Source organism: Streptomyces sp. NPDC047043, from assembly GCF_040644055.1.
In the GTDB taxonomy this organism is placed as follows: Bacteria; Actinomycetota; Actinomycetes; order Streptomycetales; family Streptomycetaceae; genus Streptomyces.
The window spans coordinates 36,005-52,236 of record NZ_JBEYVO010000022.1 but is presented as its reverse complement, the minus strand read 5'-3'; the positions used below and the strand labels follow the sequence as shown (position 1 = coordinate 52,236).

Here is a 16,232-nt window from a genome sequence, read left to right as displayed (position 1 = left end):
AGGGGGGATCTGTGGGTGCTGATGTCGGCGCGACCAACGACCGGCCAGCCTTCCACACCCTTTCCACGGAGGATGTTCCGGCGCTTGTCGACAGTGGCGATCCCAGCCGATTCGTCCTCGAGTTACTGAAGGCGGAACGCAGCCGCCGTATGTTGCTCCTGCGAGCGTTCCTGGACCGAGTTCGCCAGGACATCCCAGCTGAAGAAGCAGCCGTCGCCCAGGCCTGGACCCTGCTGGAGAGCGCCCAGCAGGTGGTCCCCGAGGCTGTGGAAGAGATCCTGATGTCTCCGGGAACGGGCATCTGGGTTTCCTCGGCCCTGCGGCAGCTGAGGGACGGTACATCCGGCCAACTTCCACTGTGGATGGTTACGGGACACCTGTCCGCGCTGGCCGTCGCCGCAGCGACCCGTGCCCGGCTCTCGTTCTCCATGAAAGTGCCGGTCCATCAGGGAACCGTTTCTCTTCCCGGTTTGGGCTGTGCGAGCTTTGAGGACCTGTGCGTGCCACCGTGGGCAACTGCTCATGCCGTCGGCCAGGACGGCTCTCTGCGCATTACCACAGCCGGCAGCGAGGTGGCCATAGAGTCCGACTGGCGGCGCTCCGCTCCCGGCTGGCTGCCGACCCGCCGACTGGCGATCGGGCCACGAAGGTCCGCCCTCCATCTCGTACTGGAGGAACACGACCCTTACCGCACCTTTTCGTCACCCCGAGCGCCGCGCTTTCTGCACCCCGCGGAGGAGCGCGTCTGGCGCTCATCGCTCGGCGATGCGTGGAGCATACTCTTGCGCGACGATCCGGTTGTGGCGGAGGAAATGCGGTCTGGCCCCCTCCTGTCCCTGGCACCAGCAGAAGCAAGGGAGAGATTTCGGCCATACAGCAGCTCGGCCGGTGAGGCTTTTGGTGGCATCAGTGCTTCATTACCAGACAGCCCTGCCCAACTTGCGGCCACCTTGGTGCATGAATTCCAGCACATCAAACTCGGCGCTTTGATTCACCTCGAACCGTTGTTGCATAGGGCGGAAAACGAGAACGACCGGATCGAGTTGTTCTACGCTCCATGGCGTGACGACCCCCGGCCACTGGAAGGAATAATCCAGGGGATATACGCCTTCTTCGGCGTGACACGATTTTGGCGAGCGCACCGCCGAAAATCTGCCGCCTCATCATTATTGGCCGACTTTGAATTTGCCCTATGCCGTAACCAAGTGTGGGAAACCCTCAAGGACGTCGGACGGCACCACCGCTTGACTCCCACAGGGCGTCGTCTCTTGCGCTTGCTCAGCGAGCACTGTGACGCATGGGTTGCTGAAGAGGTGTCCCAGACGGGGGTACGCCTGGCACACGAGGCGGCCACAGATCACCGTGCCAGATGGCGCGCCCACCACCTACGACCGCCCGTGCAGGCTGTCGAAGAAGCCGTACGTGCCTGGAAACGAGGGGACAGCCACCCGCCCGTCCTCCTGGAGACCGCACCGCGCTCCGTGCCCGACACCGCGGCGGTCTGTCTGGACACCGCTGCCACTCTCGCCCGGCACGCCATCGCGGATCCAGCGGCGCTTTGGGGCTCTCGAGCTGAGGATCAGGTCGTCGGAGCGGGACGGGCGGATGTGCTCCTGGCACTGGGCGAACGGTCAGCCGCTCGCCTGGTCCTGGTGGAGCAATTACGTGCCGAGAATCCCCCGGCAGGCTCCTGGCCCCTTTTGGGGCGGGCGCTGGTCGACGACCCGGCCCAGGGAGAGGTTTCTCGCTTTCTGCTCGATTTCCCGGAACGGATCAGAGCGGTTCACGAAGCCTTGAGTACCGCAGGTTCGGAGCAGGATGACCCCATTCGGCTGGCTGCCTGGCTGGCCAAGAAGCGATGACCTGAGGGAGCAGCCGCAGGGGCATACCAGCGGGTGGAACGTCGCGGCGGTCAGCTCCCTGCGGCATGTACGTCATCACCGACAAGCGTGCTAAAGCGGCAGCGGGTCGATGTCGCAGTTCGCACGGGCACCGGCCCGGAAATCAATGGCTGCGGGGTGCGGCGCCACATTGTCCTGCCCAGCCGATGATGTGTTCAGCACTCGCTCCAGGCGCTCTCCGGTATCCCTGCGCAAGGCCGCGCCTTCGTCGTGCAATCCGAGGGACACAAGGTCCTGGGCAAGATTTCCCGCGCATGCGAGGGTGGTGGGGTGGTCCGGGCCGAAGGTTTCCAGGCACCGTGTGAGCGTTTCCCGTCCCCTGTCGGCAGCCGATTGATACTCACCCAGGGCTGCCAAATCGCTGGCCAGATTGATGGCGGTCACAAGGGTGAACGGGTGAAGTGGGCCGATCGCGTCGGTCAATGCCTCCGAGGCAGCCTCGTCCAGCCGACGTGCTTCCTCCGGGCGTCCCAGCAGGCGTTCGGAGATCGCCAGTCCGACGTCAGCCGACATGGTGTATGGATGCCGCTCGTGGAATACCGTGCGATAGCCGCTGCAGACTTGGAGACTGCGGGCATGTGCGCTGTCCAGATCGCCGTTCTGACGCAGCGCGATTGCCAGCGTCAATGCACTGGCCAGGGACCGGGGGTGGGTCTCACCATAGCGACGGGTGAAGCCTTCGTGGGCTTCCAGAGCGAACTCCAGGGCGCGAGCGTGATCGCCTGACTTGCGGCAGGCAATACCCAGCTCACGTACGGTGTCGATTGTGTTGGGATTGTCGCCGCCAAAGAGCTCCCGGGACGCGCTCAGGGCACTTTCCTGGAGTCGACGTGCACCGATGTAGTCCCCGATCTCACGGACGTCGATGGCGATCGAGTTCTCGGTGATGAGGCTGCGCTGTTCATCGCGGCCGAAGACGCGCAGTTTGAGCTCCCACGTCTTACGGTCCAGATCGAGCGCCTCTCGGAATGCACCGGTCAGGCGAAGACTCACGCCGAGGTTGTGGGCGATGTTCAGGGTGACGGGATCGTCCTCACGGAAGGCGCGTACCGCTCGTTCGTAGGCGACTCGGTTGAGCTCCACCGCGTCTTGGAAACGACCTTCGGCACGGCGTACGCCGGCCTCGGTGTCGATGGCGTCGAGGGCGCTTTCTGCGTCGGGGTCCGCGACGCGATCGTAGACCCGCCGGACGTGTTCAACGAGGTCGGAGGCTTCCTGATACCGGCCGACCGTCCAGTACATCCAGGTCAGCCATTGGCCCATCAACAGCGTCTGATGGTCTTCCTCACCGAACAGCTCCAGCCACGCCTTCCAGGCGGATTCGGAGAAGTCGACCGCGACCTCGTGTTCGCCCCAGTGGTACAGGTACTTCGCGACGTTGATGACGAGGTCGCGGGTCCAGGACTGGTTCGACCGCAAGGCGTCTGAGGCCATCACGTGAGTGTAGAGCTCAGCGTACCGATCCCAGCTGGTCGGGTCGGTCGGTGTCCCTGGGTCGGCGGTCGCCATCAGGCGGTGGGCGCTCTCGCGCATGCTGTCTTGCTCCTGGGGGCTCATACGGTTGATCAAAACGTGCTGAACCAACCTGTGCATCTCGATGGAGTTGGTACGGTGATCGATTCGGGCCAACGAGTAACGGTTGATCTCCCGAATCGCACGTGCGAGCTTCATCGGATCGCTGAGCGTTGCGTTCAGCTCCGGAAAGGGGTCGTCGCGATTACTTTCGCGGCGGGAAAGGATTTTCCTGGAGATCGGGTCCGGCGCAAAGTATGAGCACAGCTGGAGCAGGCGGAGCGCGGCTGGGCTGCGCGTCTCCAGGTGGTCCAGAGATACGTTCCAGGCAGCCGCGACGGGCAGCTGATAGTCCGGCGGTGGTGCGGTTTCCAGCAGTTCGTTCTTCTTGCTCTCGAAAAGACGCAGGTATTCGGCTGCCGACATACCCGTTTCGGCCCGCCATGCGGCGGCCTGGACGAGTGCCAGAGGCAGATCGCCCAGCGCTTCGGCCAGTGCTTCCGCTTCTTCTTCCGCGAGGATCGGCCCAGAACCGCGTAGCAGCTCTTTACTCTCTTCGCGCGTAAAGACGTCCACCTCGAGGGAGCCGCTGACAAGTCCCCAACGTCGATTACGGGAAGTGACGAGAATGGTTCCCGTTCCGCCGGTCGGGAAATAGGGGCGCACCTGTTCAGGGCTGTCGGCGTTATCAAAGATAAGCATCCACCTGGAGTAGGGCTTACCTTCACGCAGCGCTTCTCGTACTGCGGGACCAGCTACGTTGACTTCCGAAGAGGTAGTCAGTCCCAATCGCCTGGCGAGTTCGACCAACGACTGGCCGATCTGTCCTGGGCGTTCGGACGGAATCCACCAGATGATGTCGAATTCGGCTTGGTGGCGATAGGCGTATTCAATTGCCAGCTGCGTTTTTCCGACCCCACCCATGCCGTGGATCGCTTCGGGCAATACCGTTGTCGTGCCCTCGCCAAGCCGCTCGTCCAGCAAATTAAGAAGCCCGGTCCGGCCAGTGAAGTTCTGATTACGTGGCGGCAGGCTCCAAATGCGGGGCTGTGCGGTCCTCACTCCTTCCTCCGGGCGCTGAGGCGTGGTTGTCATGCGCAGTGCTCCTTCGTCTTCTACGGGGTGAGGGGATGGGGTGACGTCGGACGCAGCGGGCGGAAGATCGGTAAGGCGAACTGCATGCCGCTGATCGTGCCAGCGCAGGGCATCTCGGAGAACGGCGGCGCGCCCAAGAAAGGACACGGCCACCATCGCGCTGAGTTCCACGCGGAGGAAATAGGCGTTCCGGCTCGTGACCGCAGGAACAGTCGAGTCGCACAACGACGCCGATGGAGGCGGCAGCAGAGAGGCGCTGGACGGGGCCCGGGCCAGCACCGCGCGCACCTCACGCAGGGTGCGCATCGTCGCGCTACGACGGCCCACGGCAAGCAATTGCTCGCGCGCATCGGGAAGGAAGTCGTAAACAACGGCGTCGGGCGCGTCGTCACGGACTCCTGTGGGGCGCACCAAGCCGCCGAGGAAGAGTTCCGAGGCGTGCACCGGTCCGGCGCCTGGTGTGGAACGAATCAGCGCACGGATGACGGGCAGGCTGAGCGGTGCCGCGGCGAGGCGGGTGGCCAGTTGGAAGGCAGTGGGAGAGGCGGCCGCACGGAAGTCGGAGACGCGGCTTGCGGCAGAAGGCGGGCCCTGCGCGGCAAGGAACTCGTCCGCCCAGGGGAAAGCCCGTGCCGAGTCGGGTCGGGCCTTCCAGCGGTGGGCAATCAGCGCCGGCAGATCTCGCCAGTGGGGTCCGTCGGTGAGCACGCCGGACAGAGCCCGCGCTCCGTGCTGGGCAAGAGAGAGTACGGGAACGATGCTCGGGGCGTCTGCTTCGGCTGTGCCGTCTTCGTCGTCTTCCGCCTCTCCTGCGCCGACCGACCACAATCCGGGTGGCGCCTCCCGCAGCCGCCACTCCCACAGTGCATTGGCCGTCCATGGGCTCGGTGCTTTCACCTGAACGTGGGACACATCGAGTCCGGTGCGAAACCACAGGTGGGGTGGAAGGACATCGATCACGGCAAGAGGCCAGGTCATCGTCCAGTCACGGAGCAGCGGCTGCACCGTCCCGAGGTGCCAACCAGCCGCAAGCCCGTCGGTGACCACGAGGATCACCCGTCGGGTACCTTCTTGCGTTGTTCCGAGCAGTGAATCGGTGCCCACTCGCGAAGGCACCGTTTCGTCCGTGCCCAGCAGACGGATGACCCGCACTTGGGTGAAGTTCTCAGCCAGCGCCTCGGGCACTTGCTGGACCACCTGGTCCCACACGCGCATGCTGACATGGGCATCGACGACCAGAACGGCCTCCGTCGGCACCGCGCTGCCTTCCGGGAGCAACGCGTGCCAGAGCAGTGCTGCGTCTGTACCAGCTCGTAACCGACCGCGCCAGACATCGTCATTGGACATGGTCACTCGCAGGGGATTGGCGGCGGTGTCGGGGCGGTGACGGGGACGCGTCTCCGCTGACAGTCGTGACAACCACCCCGTGCACGGGGCAGCTTACCCGTGCCCCGGGCGGGTGGTCGCACGCTATGACGCGCGTATCCGGCATCAAGAAATGCGCCTCCAATCTCCCCCGCTCGTAGGCAACTTCGGATCAGGAGCTGCCCTGCCCACCCGCTGAGGCAGAGGGACCCGGCAGTCGTTCAGGATCATCCAGGAGCAGCGCCAAATGGCGGCCGACATGACCGTTCCAGCCCTCGGGCCCCAGTGCCAGCGCTGCATTGCGCCAACGACGGGTGCGGTCCAGCAGTCCGGCCAGTCCTCCGTCGCGGACGATGTCCGCGGCTGCCTCACGAAAGGGCACTCCGGAGCCGCTCCTGTCCCACAGCAGGGCAGGGATGCCCGCGCGCAGAGCCGCCACGAATTCCTGACGGGCCGTCGGCGAGTCGGTACGAGGGGATTCATTGAGAACCAGGCAGACGATCTGCTCGTCTTCTTTGAGCTCTCGTTCCAGGTGAAAGGCAGATTCCTCCGACGTGCTCCAGTGCGAGCGGCTGTCAGCGGGCCGGTCCTTCAGTTGGCGCCAGCGATTGTTCCAGGGGCGGTGCCACGCCCCCCTGCGTAGCCGCTCGAACGAACGCAGGACCACGGTGTAGTCCATCACCAGGGGAGTCGGGATGGGCGCGTCGAGTTCCTTGTTCCACCACTCCACCGGTTCGTCAAGCAGTTCCCACGGCAGGATGTACTCGATGATCACCGGTTGGCGCAGATCTGCCCACCGTTCCTCGGCTTGCTCGATGAGGCGATCCACGGCGGCGGGAAGGTCGGTCCTCCGGAGTTTGAGGGTCTCACCTGGTATCGGGTGCCACCCGTCCGAATCGGACTGCCGCCAGTGCGACAAGTAGTAGCTGTCAAGGTCGACTCCGTCCGGTTCCAACTGGATCAGCAGGTATGCGGGATGGAGTGCGGGTTCACTGGGAGGGTCGTAGGCGTCATGCTGCCAATTGGTCATCTCGTCGGTCAGCCCCCGCTGTTGGGCCTGTCCCCGGTTCCAACGCCGCAACTCCTCAGCTTCCTTGGTACGGCCGTCCTTGACCAGGTATTCAGCGACCACAGCGAGGAACGCCATGGCAGGGGGGAGCTCATCCGCCACGGCGTTGTCGCCGGCCAGATGCAGGAACACCTCCCAACTGGTGCCGCACCAGGCTTCAAGCTCCTGGGTTCGCCCATGGCTGGCTCGGCGGGCCAGCCGCGTCAGGAGCGATGCGGAGCGTAAGCTCTGCAGGATCGGTCGCAGAGGATGCAGATCCGCATCCTCGAAAAACGCCACCGCTTCCCACTCCTCCACCAATCGCCACAGCGCAAGGGCGGTCTCGGAGCCCTGCTCGGCGTAGTCAAAACACCGAGCCAGCGTCTGCAGGCCTTCGTCGGCAGCCGCACAGGACTTCACCAACTGGCGCATCCACAGCGCCAGGGGAACGTCCTGGCGGGGGTCGATGGCCGCATGTGGCCCCAGCTCGGCGGCGAGATCCTGTAGCACCATGTCAGCGCCGGCCTGTCGGCGCATCGTCTCCGACGTGGTGAGTACGCGGGTGATCGCTGCTATGAGTTCGTTGCGTACCCGTGCGGAGCTGCGCTCTCCCACCCCGTGACCTCCCCCCGGCTGTCATCGAGTTGCTTCCCGCTGGTTTGGACAGCCTACGGCTAAGCCTTCCCAACCGTCATGCGCTCGAAAGGTCGTAGTAGTCGAACGAGCTTCCTTGGGCGCGCGCCTGAGACGGGGAAGCCGAACCAGTGGCAAAAGGCACCCAAGTACCGGTGAGCGCCCCGGAGTTCATCTCGTCCTCTGCCGGGTTGGCGGTTGCTCCGGCCAGTGCCGGCTCACCCGTTGCCTCGTACCAGAAGGAGCCGCGCAAGCAACTGAACGCCCTTCCCGGGACTCGCTACGATGCTGGCTCCAGGGCGACGGCAGGGAGCAAGCGTGATTGAACTGGCCGACATGATACGGGAGTTGCGACTGGAGCTGTATGCCGCGATGGCGGAGGGACCGGCCGGACCGATCCGATTCGAGCTCGGTCCGGTGGAGATCCAGGCGAGTGTGGCAGTGGACCGCGAGGCCGGGGCTGGAGGGAAGGTCCGCTTCTGGGTCGTCGAAGCCAACGCCGACGCCAAGTTGGCGACTTCGCAGACCCATCAGATCAATGTCACCTTGCATCCGAAGCTGGTTGCCCCGGATGGCACACAGCGGAGTGTCCTGATCACGGGAGATGAGGCCGACGGCGAGCGCTGACCGCCACGCGGCGACTGTGCCTCCGGTTACGAAAGAAGTCTGTTCCGGCCAGACGGTTCACCGATCCCCTTCCGCCAGACGGAAGCACCCTTGCCGGGCTGTGTCCCCCGTCACGAGTCTGAGTCCAACCACGGCAAGCGGGGCGAGGGCGCCCCGCTCTCAGGGACGGGATCGCCATGCCTCACATCACTGCCTTCGCCAGGAACCAGTGGTACGTCGCCGCCTACAGCCATGAGGTCGGGCGCGAGGAGCTGCTGGGTCGGACGATCCTCGGTGAGCCCCTCGTCTTCTACCGGACCGAGGAGGAGGGCACCCCGGTCGCGCTGGCCGACCGCTGTGTGCACCGCCGGTTCCCGCTGCACGAGAAGCCGAGCCGGCTCGACGGCGACAAGATCGTGTGCGGGTACCACGGGTTCACGTACGACACGACGGGTACCTGTGTGTACGTGCCCGGTCAGAAGCGTGTCCCGCGCACCGCCCGGGTCGCCTCCTACCCCGTGGTCGAGCAGGACTCCCTGGTGTGGGTGTGGATCGGCGACCCGGCGCTCGCCGACGCCGACACCATTCCGCGGGCCAGGCACCTCGACTCCCCCGGCTGGGTCACCGTCCGCGGAATGGAGCCCATCGACGCCGACTACGGCCTCCTGGTCGACAACCTCCTCGACCTCTCCCACGAGACCTATCTGCACGGCGGCTACATCGGCACCCCCGAGGTCGCCGAGACGCCGATCACCACCGAGGTCGACGAGGGCGCGGGCATCGTGCGGGTCAGCCGGCACATGGACGACGCCGAGTGCCCGCCGTTCTACGCCAAGTCCACCGGCATCGAGGGCCGGATCACCCGCTGGCAGGACATCGAGTACCACGCCCCCTGCCTGTACCTGCTGCACAGCCGCATCGCGCCGGTGGGCGTGCTGCCGGAGGCCGACGGCAGCGACCCGAACGGCTTCCACACCGAGATCACGTACGCGATCACGCCGTCCTCCGACGGCAAGGTGTACGACTTCTGGATGGTCTCCCGCGACTGGGCGACCGACAACGACGAGGTCACCGAGTTCCTGCGGGGCAACAACCACACCGTCGTCATGCAGGACGTGGACGCGCTCAACCTGCTGCAGAAGACGCTCGGCACGGAGCGCACCGGCTACCAGGAGCTGAGCATCAACATCGACACCGGCGGTCTGGCCGCCCGCCGTATCCTCGCCCGCCTCGTCGAGGAGGGCGACAAGCCCGTGGAGAAGGTCCTGTGAGCAGCAGCCCCACCGGCGAGATCTACCGCATCGACTGGCTGCCGGGCACGGACATCCTGCACGGCACCTGTCACTGCGGGGCCGAGCACAGCGCCCAGGACCCGATCGAGATGTGGGAGTGGATGCTCGCCCACCCCGAAGGACACCAGCCGCGAGGGCACGAGTCTCAAGGAAACAGCTCATGACCGTGTACGAAGCCGAACTCGTCGTCGACCGCAGGGAGTTCGCGGCCGACGGCGTGCTCGCCCTCACCCTGCGCCACCCGCTCGGCGAGGACCTGCCGGCCTGGGAGCCGGGCGCCCATGTCGACGTGGTGCTCGGGCCGGAGCTGGAGCGGCAGTACTCGCTGTGCGGCGATCCGGGGGATCGGTCGGTGTGGCGGATCGCCGTACTGCGAGAGCCCGACGGGCGCGGCGGATCCGCGCACGTGCACGAGCAGTTGGAGCACGGGGACAAGGTGCGGGTGCGGGGACCGCGCAACCACTTCCGGCTGGAGTCCGCGCCTCGCTACCGCTTCATCGCGGGCGGGATCGGCATCACGCCGATCCTGCCGATGGTGGCCGCAGCGGAGGCGGCGGGCGCGGAGTGGACGCTGCTGTACGGCGGCCGCACCCGCAACTCCATAGCTTTCACCGAGGAGTTGGGGCGGTACGGCGACCGGGTGACCGTCGCCCCGCAGGACGAGACGGGTCTGCTGGACCTCGCCTCCGTGCTGGACGACGTCCCCGACGGCACGCTCGTGTACTGCTGCGGTCCGGGGCCGCTGCTGGACGCGGTGGAGGAGCGCTGCCCCGCCGACCGGCTGCGGGTCGAGCGGTTCTCCCCGAAGGCCCAACAGGTCGGCGAGAACAGCGAGTTCGAGGTCGAGCTGGCACAGAGCGGCCGTACCGTGACGGTCGCACCGGACGTCTCCGTGCTCGACGCCGTGCGCGCCGCCGGCGTCGAGGTGCTGTTCTCCTGCACCGAGGGCACCTGCGGCACCTGCGAGACCGACGTCCTCGAAGGCACCCCGGACCACCGGGACTCGGTGCTCACCGACGAGGAGCGGGAGGCCGGCGAGACGATGATGATCTGCGTGTCCCGTTGCCGTGGGAGACGGCTCGTACTGGACCTGTGACCCCCAAGGCCGACGCTCGACCGGGCGTCGGCCTTGCACTGCTCCAAAGTGTCAACAATTTCGTCAGCCGAGCCATTGACCGCGCAGGATGCGTGGCTCTAGGTTCCCTGCACGTCAGTTGGGCATTACTGTGCGGTGCGCGCACAGCCTGTCGGAACACCGTTGTCTGCACAGGAGGAGCCATGCGTCGTCTGCCCGCCGGTCTCGCTGCCGGCGCCTTACTGCTCGCCGCGACGGCCTGCGGCTCGTCCGGTGACGATTCGTCGAGCGGGAGCACGTCGTCCGGAGGCACCACCACGGTCAAGGTGGGTCTCATCCCCATCGTTGATGTCGCGCCCCTTTTCCTCGGTCAGAAGAAGGGCTTCTACAAGAAGCAGGGCCTGAAACTGTCGGTGTCGTTCGCCGCGGGCGGCGCCGCCATCGTGCCCGCCGTGGCCTCCGGCCAGAACCAGTTCGGGTTCTCCAATGTGTTCTCCCTGATGGTCGCGCAGTCCAACGGCGTGGCCCTGAAGGCGATTTCCAACGGCAACGCCTCAACCGGGGTCGCCGGCAAGGACTTCGCGGCCACCCTGGTGAAGAAGGACAGCCCGATCAAGACGGCGAAGGACCTCGAGGGCAAGAAGGTCGCCGTCAACACCCTCAAGAACATCGCCGAGTTGTCGGTGCGGGAGTCGGTGAAGAAGGCGGGCGGCGACCCGGACAAGCTGAAGCTCGTCGAGATGCCCTTCGACCAGATGCCCGCGGCGCTCGACAAGGGTCAGGTCGACGCCGCCCTGGCCGTGGAGCCCGCGCTCACCACCATCAAGCAACAGGGCGGGCGCGAGATCGCCGCCTCGTTCGTCGACGTGGCGCCCGACATGACCGTCGGCATGTACTTCACGTCGCAGCAGTACGCGCAGAAGAACCCGGCCGTGGTCAAGAAGTTCCAGCAGGCCACCGCCGAGTCCCTCGCCTACGCGAACGCCCACCCGGACGAGGCGCGCGAGATCGTCGCCACGTACACGAAGGTCCCGGCGTCGCTCCTGGCCGAGATCACCCTGCCGAAGTGGCCGGCCGAAGCCAACCGCGCCTCCATCGAGACGCAGGCGAAGCTGGGCGAGGAGTTCGGGTTCTTCAAGAAGTCGCCCGACGTGGACGCGCTGCTGCCGTGAGGGGTGCGAACGCCGCATTCGGTGCGGCCGGGCTCGCGGCCTTCCTCGCCCTGGGCGAGGCGGTGCCGCGGCTCGGCCTCGTCAAGGAGGCCTACTTCCCGCCGACCAGCCGTATCGCCTCCGCCCTCGGGGACGAACTCGCCGACGGCGCCTTCTGGTCGGCGCTCGGAGACACCCTGACCGGCTGGGCGATCGGCCTCGCGATCGCGGTCGGCGCGGGTGTCGTCGTCGGCGTGGTGATCTCGATCGTGCCGTATCTGCGCGAGGCGACGGCCTCGACGATCGAGTTCCTGCGCCCGATCCCCTCGGTCGCCCTGATCCCGCTGGCGGTGCTGCTGTACGGCACCGAACTGAAGTCGGTGCTGTTACTCGTCGTCTATGCCTCCTTCTGGCAGGTCCTCATCCAGACCCTGTACGGCGTCCAGGACGTCGACCCGGTCGCCGAGGAGACGGCGCGCTCGTACGGTCTCGGCACCTGGGCCCGGGTCCGCCATGTGCTGTGGCCGACGGCGCTGCCGTACGTCATGACGGGTGTGCGGCTCGCCGCGGCGGTGGCGCTGATCCTCGCCATCACCGCCGAACTGGTCATCGGCGCACCGGGGTTGGGCGCGCGGATCGCGGTCGCGCAGACCTCGCAGGCCGTGCCGGAGATGTATGCGCTCGTCGTGGTCGCAGGGCTGCTGGGGCTGCTCATCAACGTCGGCGCGCGTACGGTGGAGCGGCGGGCTCTGGCGTGGCACCAGTCGGTGCGCGGGGAGGTGGCGGTGTGAGGCGTCTGCTGCTGCGGCTGCTGTTCGTGGTCGCGCTGCCCGCGATCCTGGTCGCCGTGTGGTGGGCCGCGTCCGACGGCAGCACGGACCCCTTCTGGCCTCCCCTGCGGACCATCCTCAACACCTTCCCGGACGTCTGGACCGGCGAACGCCTGCGCACGGACGTGTGGCCGAGCCTGCTGAGGCTCACGGCCGGCTATGCGACGGCGGCCGTCCTCGGCGTCGCGATCGGCACGCTCATCGGCTCCTACCGGCGGGTGCGCGCGGTGTGCGAACCGGTCCTGGAGTTCCTGCGGGCGGTGCCGCCGCCCGTGCTGGTGCCGATCATCATGCTGTTCGCGGGCATCGGCGACACCATGAAGATCGTCGTGATCGCGAGCGGCTGCGTCTGGCCGATCCTGCTCAACACGGTCGAGGGCGTGCGCGCGGTCGACTCGGTGATGCTGGAGACGGCCCGTTCGTACGGCATCACGGGCGCCGCCCGGCTGCGCAACCTGGTCCTGCGCTCGGCGAGCCCGCAGATCTTCGCGGGGCTGCGCCAGGCCCTGTCCATCGGCATCATCCTGATGGTCATCAGCGAGATGTTCGCGGCCAGCAACGGCATCGGCTTCACCGTGGTCCAGTTCCAGCGCAGCTTCGCCATCCCCGACATGTGGACCGGCATCCTCGTCCTCGGCCTGCTCGGCTTCCTGCTCTCCGTCGTGTTCCAGGTCGTCGAGCGCCGGGTGCTCGGCTGGTACCACGGCCTGCGCGCGTCCACCCGGCGGTCCCCGTGAACCTCGTGAAAGGGCGGTCCATGCTCGACGTACGCGGCCTGCGGAAGGTCTACGAGGGGTCCGGCCGTCGCGTGGAGGCGGTGCGCGACCTCACCTTCACGGTCGAGGCGGGCGAACTGGTCTGTCTCGTGGGCCCGTCGGGCTGCGGCAAGACGACCCTGCTGAAGTGCGTCGGCGGACTGCTCGCGCCGACCTCCGGCCAAGTGCAGCTCGCGGGAAAGCCGGTGAGCGGACCACCGCCCGGGATGGCGTTCGTCTTCCAGGAGTACGGGCGCAGTCTGTTCCCCTGGATGCGAGTGGGCGAGAACGTCGAACTTCCCTTGAAACAGAAGGACTTGAGCAAGTCCCGCCGCAAGGAGCTGGTCGCGGACGCACTGCGGTCGGTGGGGCTCTCGGACGCGGCCGGCGCATACCCGTGGCAGCTGTCCGGCGGAATGCAGCAGCGTGTCGCCATCGCGCGGGCGCTGGCGTACGAGCCCGACGTCCTGCTGATGGACGAGCCGTTCGCGGCGGTCGACGCGCAGACACGCGCCGATCTGGAGGATCTCGTACGGCGGCTGTGGCGGGAGCGCGGGATGACGATCCTGTTCGTCACGCACGACATCGACGAGGCCGTGTACCTGGGCGAGCGGGTGGTCGTGCTGTCCGCGTCGCCCACCGTCGTACAGGAGCAGTTGAAGGTCGATCTGCCCGACGAGCGCGACCAGTTGCACACGCGGGTGACCCCGCGCTTCGCCGAGCTGCGGACCCATGTGTACGAGCAGATCCAGGCGGCGAAGCGCGGGGTGGTGCAGGACGCGGTCACGAAGTCGGATACGCCTCCACCTCGCTGAACTGACCTGCGGGCCAACCGGTGTTGGCGCTCACGGACAGACGCAGATAGCGCAGGTTCGTGCTCGCGGGCAGGGCGACGGTGACCGTGTTGCCGGTCGCCGGGTCGAAGCGGTAGCCGGTGGAGCCGACCACGGTCGAGTAGTTCGAGCCGTCGGTGCTGCCCAGCACGGTGATCGTCTGCGTGCGTGCGCCCCAGGCCGACGACGGCGGGAGCTTCAGCACCAGTCGCCGGACCGCGTAGGACGAGCCGAGGTCGGCCGTCCAGGCCTGCGGGAAGGCGTTGTTGGTGGACTCCCAGTAGCTGTTCGCGTCACCGTCGACCGCCTTGCCGGGCGTGTAGACGTCCTGCGAGCCGGTCGCGGTGACCGGGCGGCCCTTGGCGAGGTTGCGGTTCGGGTCGGGGTCGGGGTTGCCCTGGCCGGGCTGCGGCCAGGTCGAGCAGTCCAACCAGGTGCTGCTCCAGCCGGAGTTGCCGCCGCCGTCGGTGAGGGTGAAGGTGCCCGAGCTCGCCGGGTACGGGCAGTTGTAGATCCCGGCGGCGCCGACGCTCGTCGCCGTGACGTTGCGGAAGGTCGCCGCGCCCTGGGCCTCGGCCTGGACGACGACCGTGCCGGTGTTCTTGACGGTCGCGCCGTCCACGGTGACGTTGCGGACGGGGTGGCCCTGCCCGCCGCCGGAGACGAACTCGAAGGCGCTGTACGGGCTGTCGGTGACCGTCGTGTGGGTGATGTCGACCGTGGCGTTGATGGCGCTGTCGTAGGAGTCGACGCGCAACGCGCCCATCGGGTGGTTCCAGTTGGGGTTCATCGCGCCGGTGCGCACGAGGGTGTTGCCGTCGACCGTGATGGTGCCGGCGAGCGGGGAGAAGGGGTCCAGGAACTTCTGGTTGGAGATCGCGATGCCGCTGCCGAGGGCGTTGGTGTCGGAGACCAGGTTGTTCTTGACGGCGATGTCGGTGCCGCCGTAGATCGCGATGCCGTTGGCGAGGTTCGGCTGCGAGACGGTGTTGTTCTCGAAGCTGCTGTTGGTGTCGGGCGAGTACAGCGACCACATGGCGAGCGCGTCGTCGCCCTGGTTGCGCAGGAAGTTGTTCCGGACACGGACGCCGCGGGCGTTGCCGTTGAGGTTGAGGCCGTCGGCGGTGGTGTCGAGGATGCGGTTGTTCTCGACGACCAGGTTGTCGTTGTTGCCCATCAGCCAGAGGCCGACCTTGAGGTGCTGCAGCCACATGCCGGACACCGAACTGTTCGGCCCCAGCGCTCCGTTGACGAAGTTGTCCGGGTTGGAGTCGACCCGCTCTGTGACCTCGCCGATCACCGCGAAGTCCTTGATGTGCACGCCCCCTGAGGAGCTGGACTGGTCGATGAAGCGGGATGTGTGCACGATCGAGTACCAGCTGCCGGCGCCCTGGAGGGTGACGTTCTGCACGCCGCTGAGCGAGGACGACAGCTTGTAGTCGCCCGGCGGGATCCAGACGACTCCCCCTTGGGCGGCGGAGATCGCGTCCCGGAAGGCTTGCGTGGAGTCGCCGTTGCCGCTGGGGTCGGCGCCCTTGGAGGTGACCGAGACCGAGCCGGCGGGCTGGATGGCTGCCGCGTCGACCTGCTCGAAGTCGGCGACGTCGACGGTGGCTTGGGTGGCGGTCGCCTCGAGGGCGACCTTGTCGCCCGCCTGGACGTTCTGCCCGAGCAGAAGACGGGTGTTGTCGAAGAAGTGGTGCGTCTTGGCGCCGGGGATCCAACTGGTGTCGATGTACGAGTACTTGGAGGTCACCGGGAGCGTCTTGGTGAGCTTGGTGCCGTTGACGTACACGTCGAGCGTGCCCGACTGGCCGTCCGGGACGCTGTAGGCGAGGTTCACGGCGTTGGCCGCGCGCGGCACGGTGAACTCGACGCGTTGGCCGGAGGTGAGCCGTACGGCCTGGCGTCCGGAGGCCTCGGAGGCGAGGGTGCCCTGGGTGTAGTCGGGGCCGATCTTCGTGCCGGTGGTGGTCGCCGACTCGGCCTCGACGGAGCTCAAGGGGAGGGTGGCGCCGGAGGCCGCGTGGGCGGCGGGGGCCGTTGTGGTGAGCAGGCCGGCGGAGAGGGCGACGACCATCGCTGCTGGCATGCCCCTGACAGTTCTGTGCATGTGCTGATCCCTTCGATGTGGGG

General features: G+C 66.9%; 12 protein-coding genes. 9 read left to right on the top strand and 3 right to left on the bottom strand.

The window, feature by feature from the left end; genetic code table 11:
• The first annotated feature begins 11 nt into the window (after positions 1-11).
• Complete coding sequence (locus ABZ880_RS31490) at positions 12-1,862, top strand: HEXXH motif domain-containing protein (RefSeq protein ID WP_361269616.1); 1,851 nt, start codon at positions 12-14, stop codon at positions 1,860-1,862.
• 90 nt (positions 1,863-1,952) lie between these two features.
• On the opposite strand, the gene fxsT is transcribed toward ABZ880_RS31490, so the two are convergent.
• Positions 1,953-5,855 carry an FxSxx-COOH system tetratricopeptide repeat protein gene (gene fxsT / locus ABZ880_RS31485; protein WP_361269613.1) on the bottom strand — a complete coding sequence of 1,301 codons (3,903 nt, stop codon included), beginning with the start codon at positions 5,853-5,855 and terminating at the stop codon, positions 1,953-1,955.
• A 190-nt stretch (positions 5,856-6,045) separates the two neighbouring features.
• On the bottom strand, positions 6,046-7,536 hold the full coding sequence (locus ABZ880_RS31480) for a hypothetical protein (protein ID WP_361269611.1): 1,491 nt from the start codon (positions 7,534-7,536) through the stop codon (positions 6,046-6,048).
• A 336-nt stretch (positions 7,537-7,872) separates the two neighbouring features.
• Here ABZ880_RS31480 and ABZ880_RS31475 point away from each other — a divergent pair, with 336 nt between their 5' ends.
• The 8 genes from ABZ880_RS31475 (at position 7,873) to ABZ880_RS31440 (ending at position 14,078) form a co-directional block, all read left to right on the top strand.
• Complete coding sequence (locus ABZ880_RS31475; protein WP_361269609.1) at positions 7,873-8,181, top strand: trypco2 family protein; 309 nt, start codon at positions 7,873-7,875, stop codon at positions 8,179-8,181.
• A 176-nt stretch (positions 8,182-8,357) separates the two neighbouring features.
• Positions 8,358-9,431, top strand: a complete 1,074-nt coding sequence (locus ABZ880_RS31470; protein WP_361269606.1) for an aromatic ring-hydroxylating dioxygenase subunit alpha — start codon at positions 8,358-8,360, stop codon at positions 9,429-9,431.
• Positions 9,428-9,616, top strand: coding sequence for a hypothetical protein (locus ABZ880_RS31465; protein WP_361269603.1), 189 nt, complete (start codon positions 9,428-9,430; stop codon positions 9,614-9,616). Before ABZ880_RS31470 ends, ABZ880_RS31465 begins: the two co-directional genes overlap by 4 nt.
• Positions 9,613-10,548 (top strand): PDR/VanB family oxidoreductase, encoded by a 936-nt coding sequence (locus ABZ880_RS31460; RefSeq protein WP_361269601.1) that lies wholly within the window; start codon positions 9,613-9,615, stop codon positions 10,546-10,548. Before ABZ880_RS31465 ends, ABZ880_RS31460 begins: the two co-directional genes overlap by 4 nt.
• Before the next feature lie 182 nt (positions 10,549-10,730).
• A complete protein-coding gene (locus ABZ880_RS31455) occupies positions 10,731-11,699 on the top strand; it encodes an ABC transporter substrate-binding protein (protein ID WP_361269599.1) in 969 nt (322 codons plus the stop codon).
• On the top strand, positions 11,696-12,469 hold the full coding sequence (locus tag ABZ880_RS31450; protein ID WP_361269597.1) for an ABC transporter permease subunit: 774 nt from the start codon (positions 11,696-11,698) through the stop codon (positions 12,467-12,469). Before ABZ880_RS31455 ends, ABZ880_RS31450 begins: the two co-directional genes overlap by 4 nt.
• Positions 12,466-13,245 carry an ABC transporter permease gene (locus ABZ880_RS31445; protein WP_361269594.1) on the top strand — a complete coding sequence of 260 codons (780 nt, stop codon included), beginning with the start codon at positions 12,466-12,468 and terminating at the stop codon, positions 13,243-13,245. The genes ABZ880_RS31450 and ABZ880_RS31445 overlap by 4 nt, the downstream gene beginning before the upstream one ends.
• A gap of 20 nt (positions 13,246-13,265) precedes the next feature.
• Positions 13,266-14,078, top strand: coding sequence for an ABC transporter ATP-binding protein (locus tag ABZ880_RS31440; protein WP_361269592.1), 813 nt, complete (start codon positions 13,266-13,268; stop codon positions 14,076-14,078).
• Here ABZ880_RS31440 and ABZ880_RS31435 read toward each other — a convergent pair.
• On the bottom strand, positions 14,047-16,209 hold the full coding sequence (locus ABZ880_RS31435; protein WP_361269589.1) for a discoidin domain-containing protein: 2,163 nt from the start codon (positions 16,207-16,209) through the stop codon (positions 14,047-14,049). The genes ABZ880_RS31440 and ABZ880_RS31435 overlap by 32 nt on opposite strands.
• Positions 16,210-16,232: the final 23 nt, after the last annotated feature.

What these genes read in the sequence shown, in the direction of transcription:
- ABZ880_RS31470 (WP_361269606.1), top strand. Translation starts at nt 8,358, where the DNA reads ATGCCTCACATCACTGCCTTCGCCAGGAACCAGTGGTACGTCGCCGCC.
- ABZ880_RS31455 (WP_361269599.1), top strand. Translation starts at nt 10,731, where the DNA reads ATGCGTCGTCTGCCCGCCGGTCTCGCTGCCGGCGCCTTACTGCTCGCC.
- fxsT (WP_361269613.1), bottom strand. Translation starts at nt 5,855, where the DNA reads ATGTCCAATGACGATGTCTGGCGCGGTCGGTTACGAGCTGGTACAGAC.
- ABZ880_RS31460 (WP_361269601.1), top strand. Translation starts at nt 9,613, where the DNA reads ATGACCGTGTACGAAGCCGAACTCGTCGTCGACCGCAGGGAGTTCGCG.
- ABZ880_RS31440 (WP_361269592.1), top strand. Translation starts at nt 13,266, where the DNA reads ATGCTCGACGTACGCGGCCTGCGGAAGGTCTACGAGGGGTCCGGCCGT.
- ABZ880_RS31435 (WP_361269589.1), bottom strand. Translation starts at nt 16,209, where the DNA reads ATGCACAGAACTGTCAGGGGCATGCCAGCAGCGATGGTCGTCGCCCTC.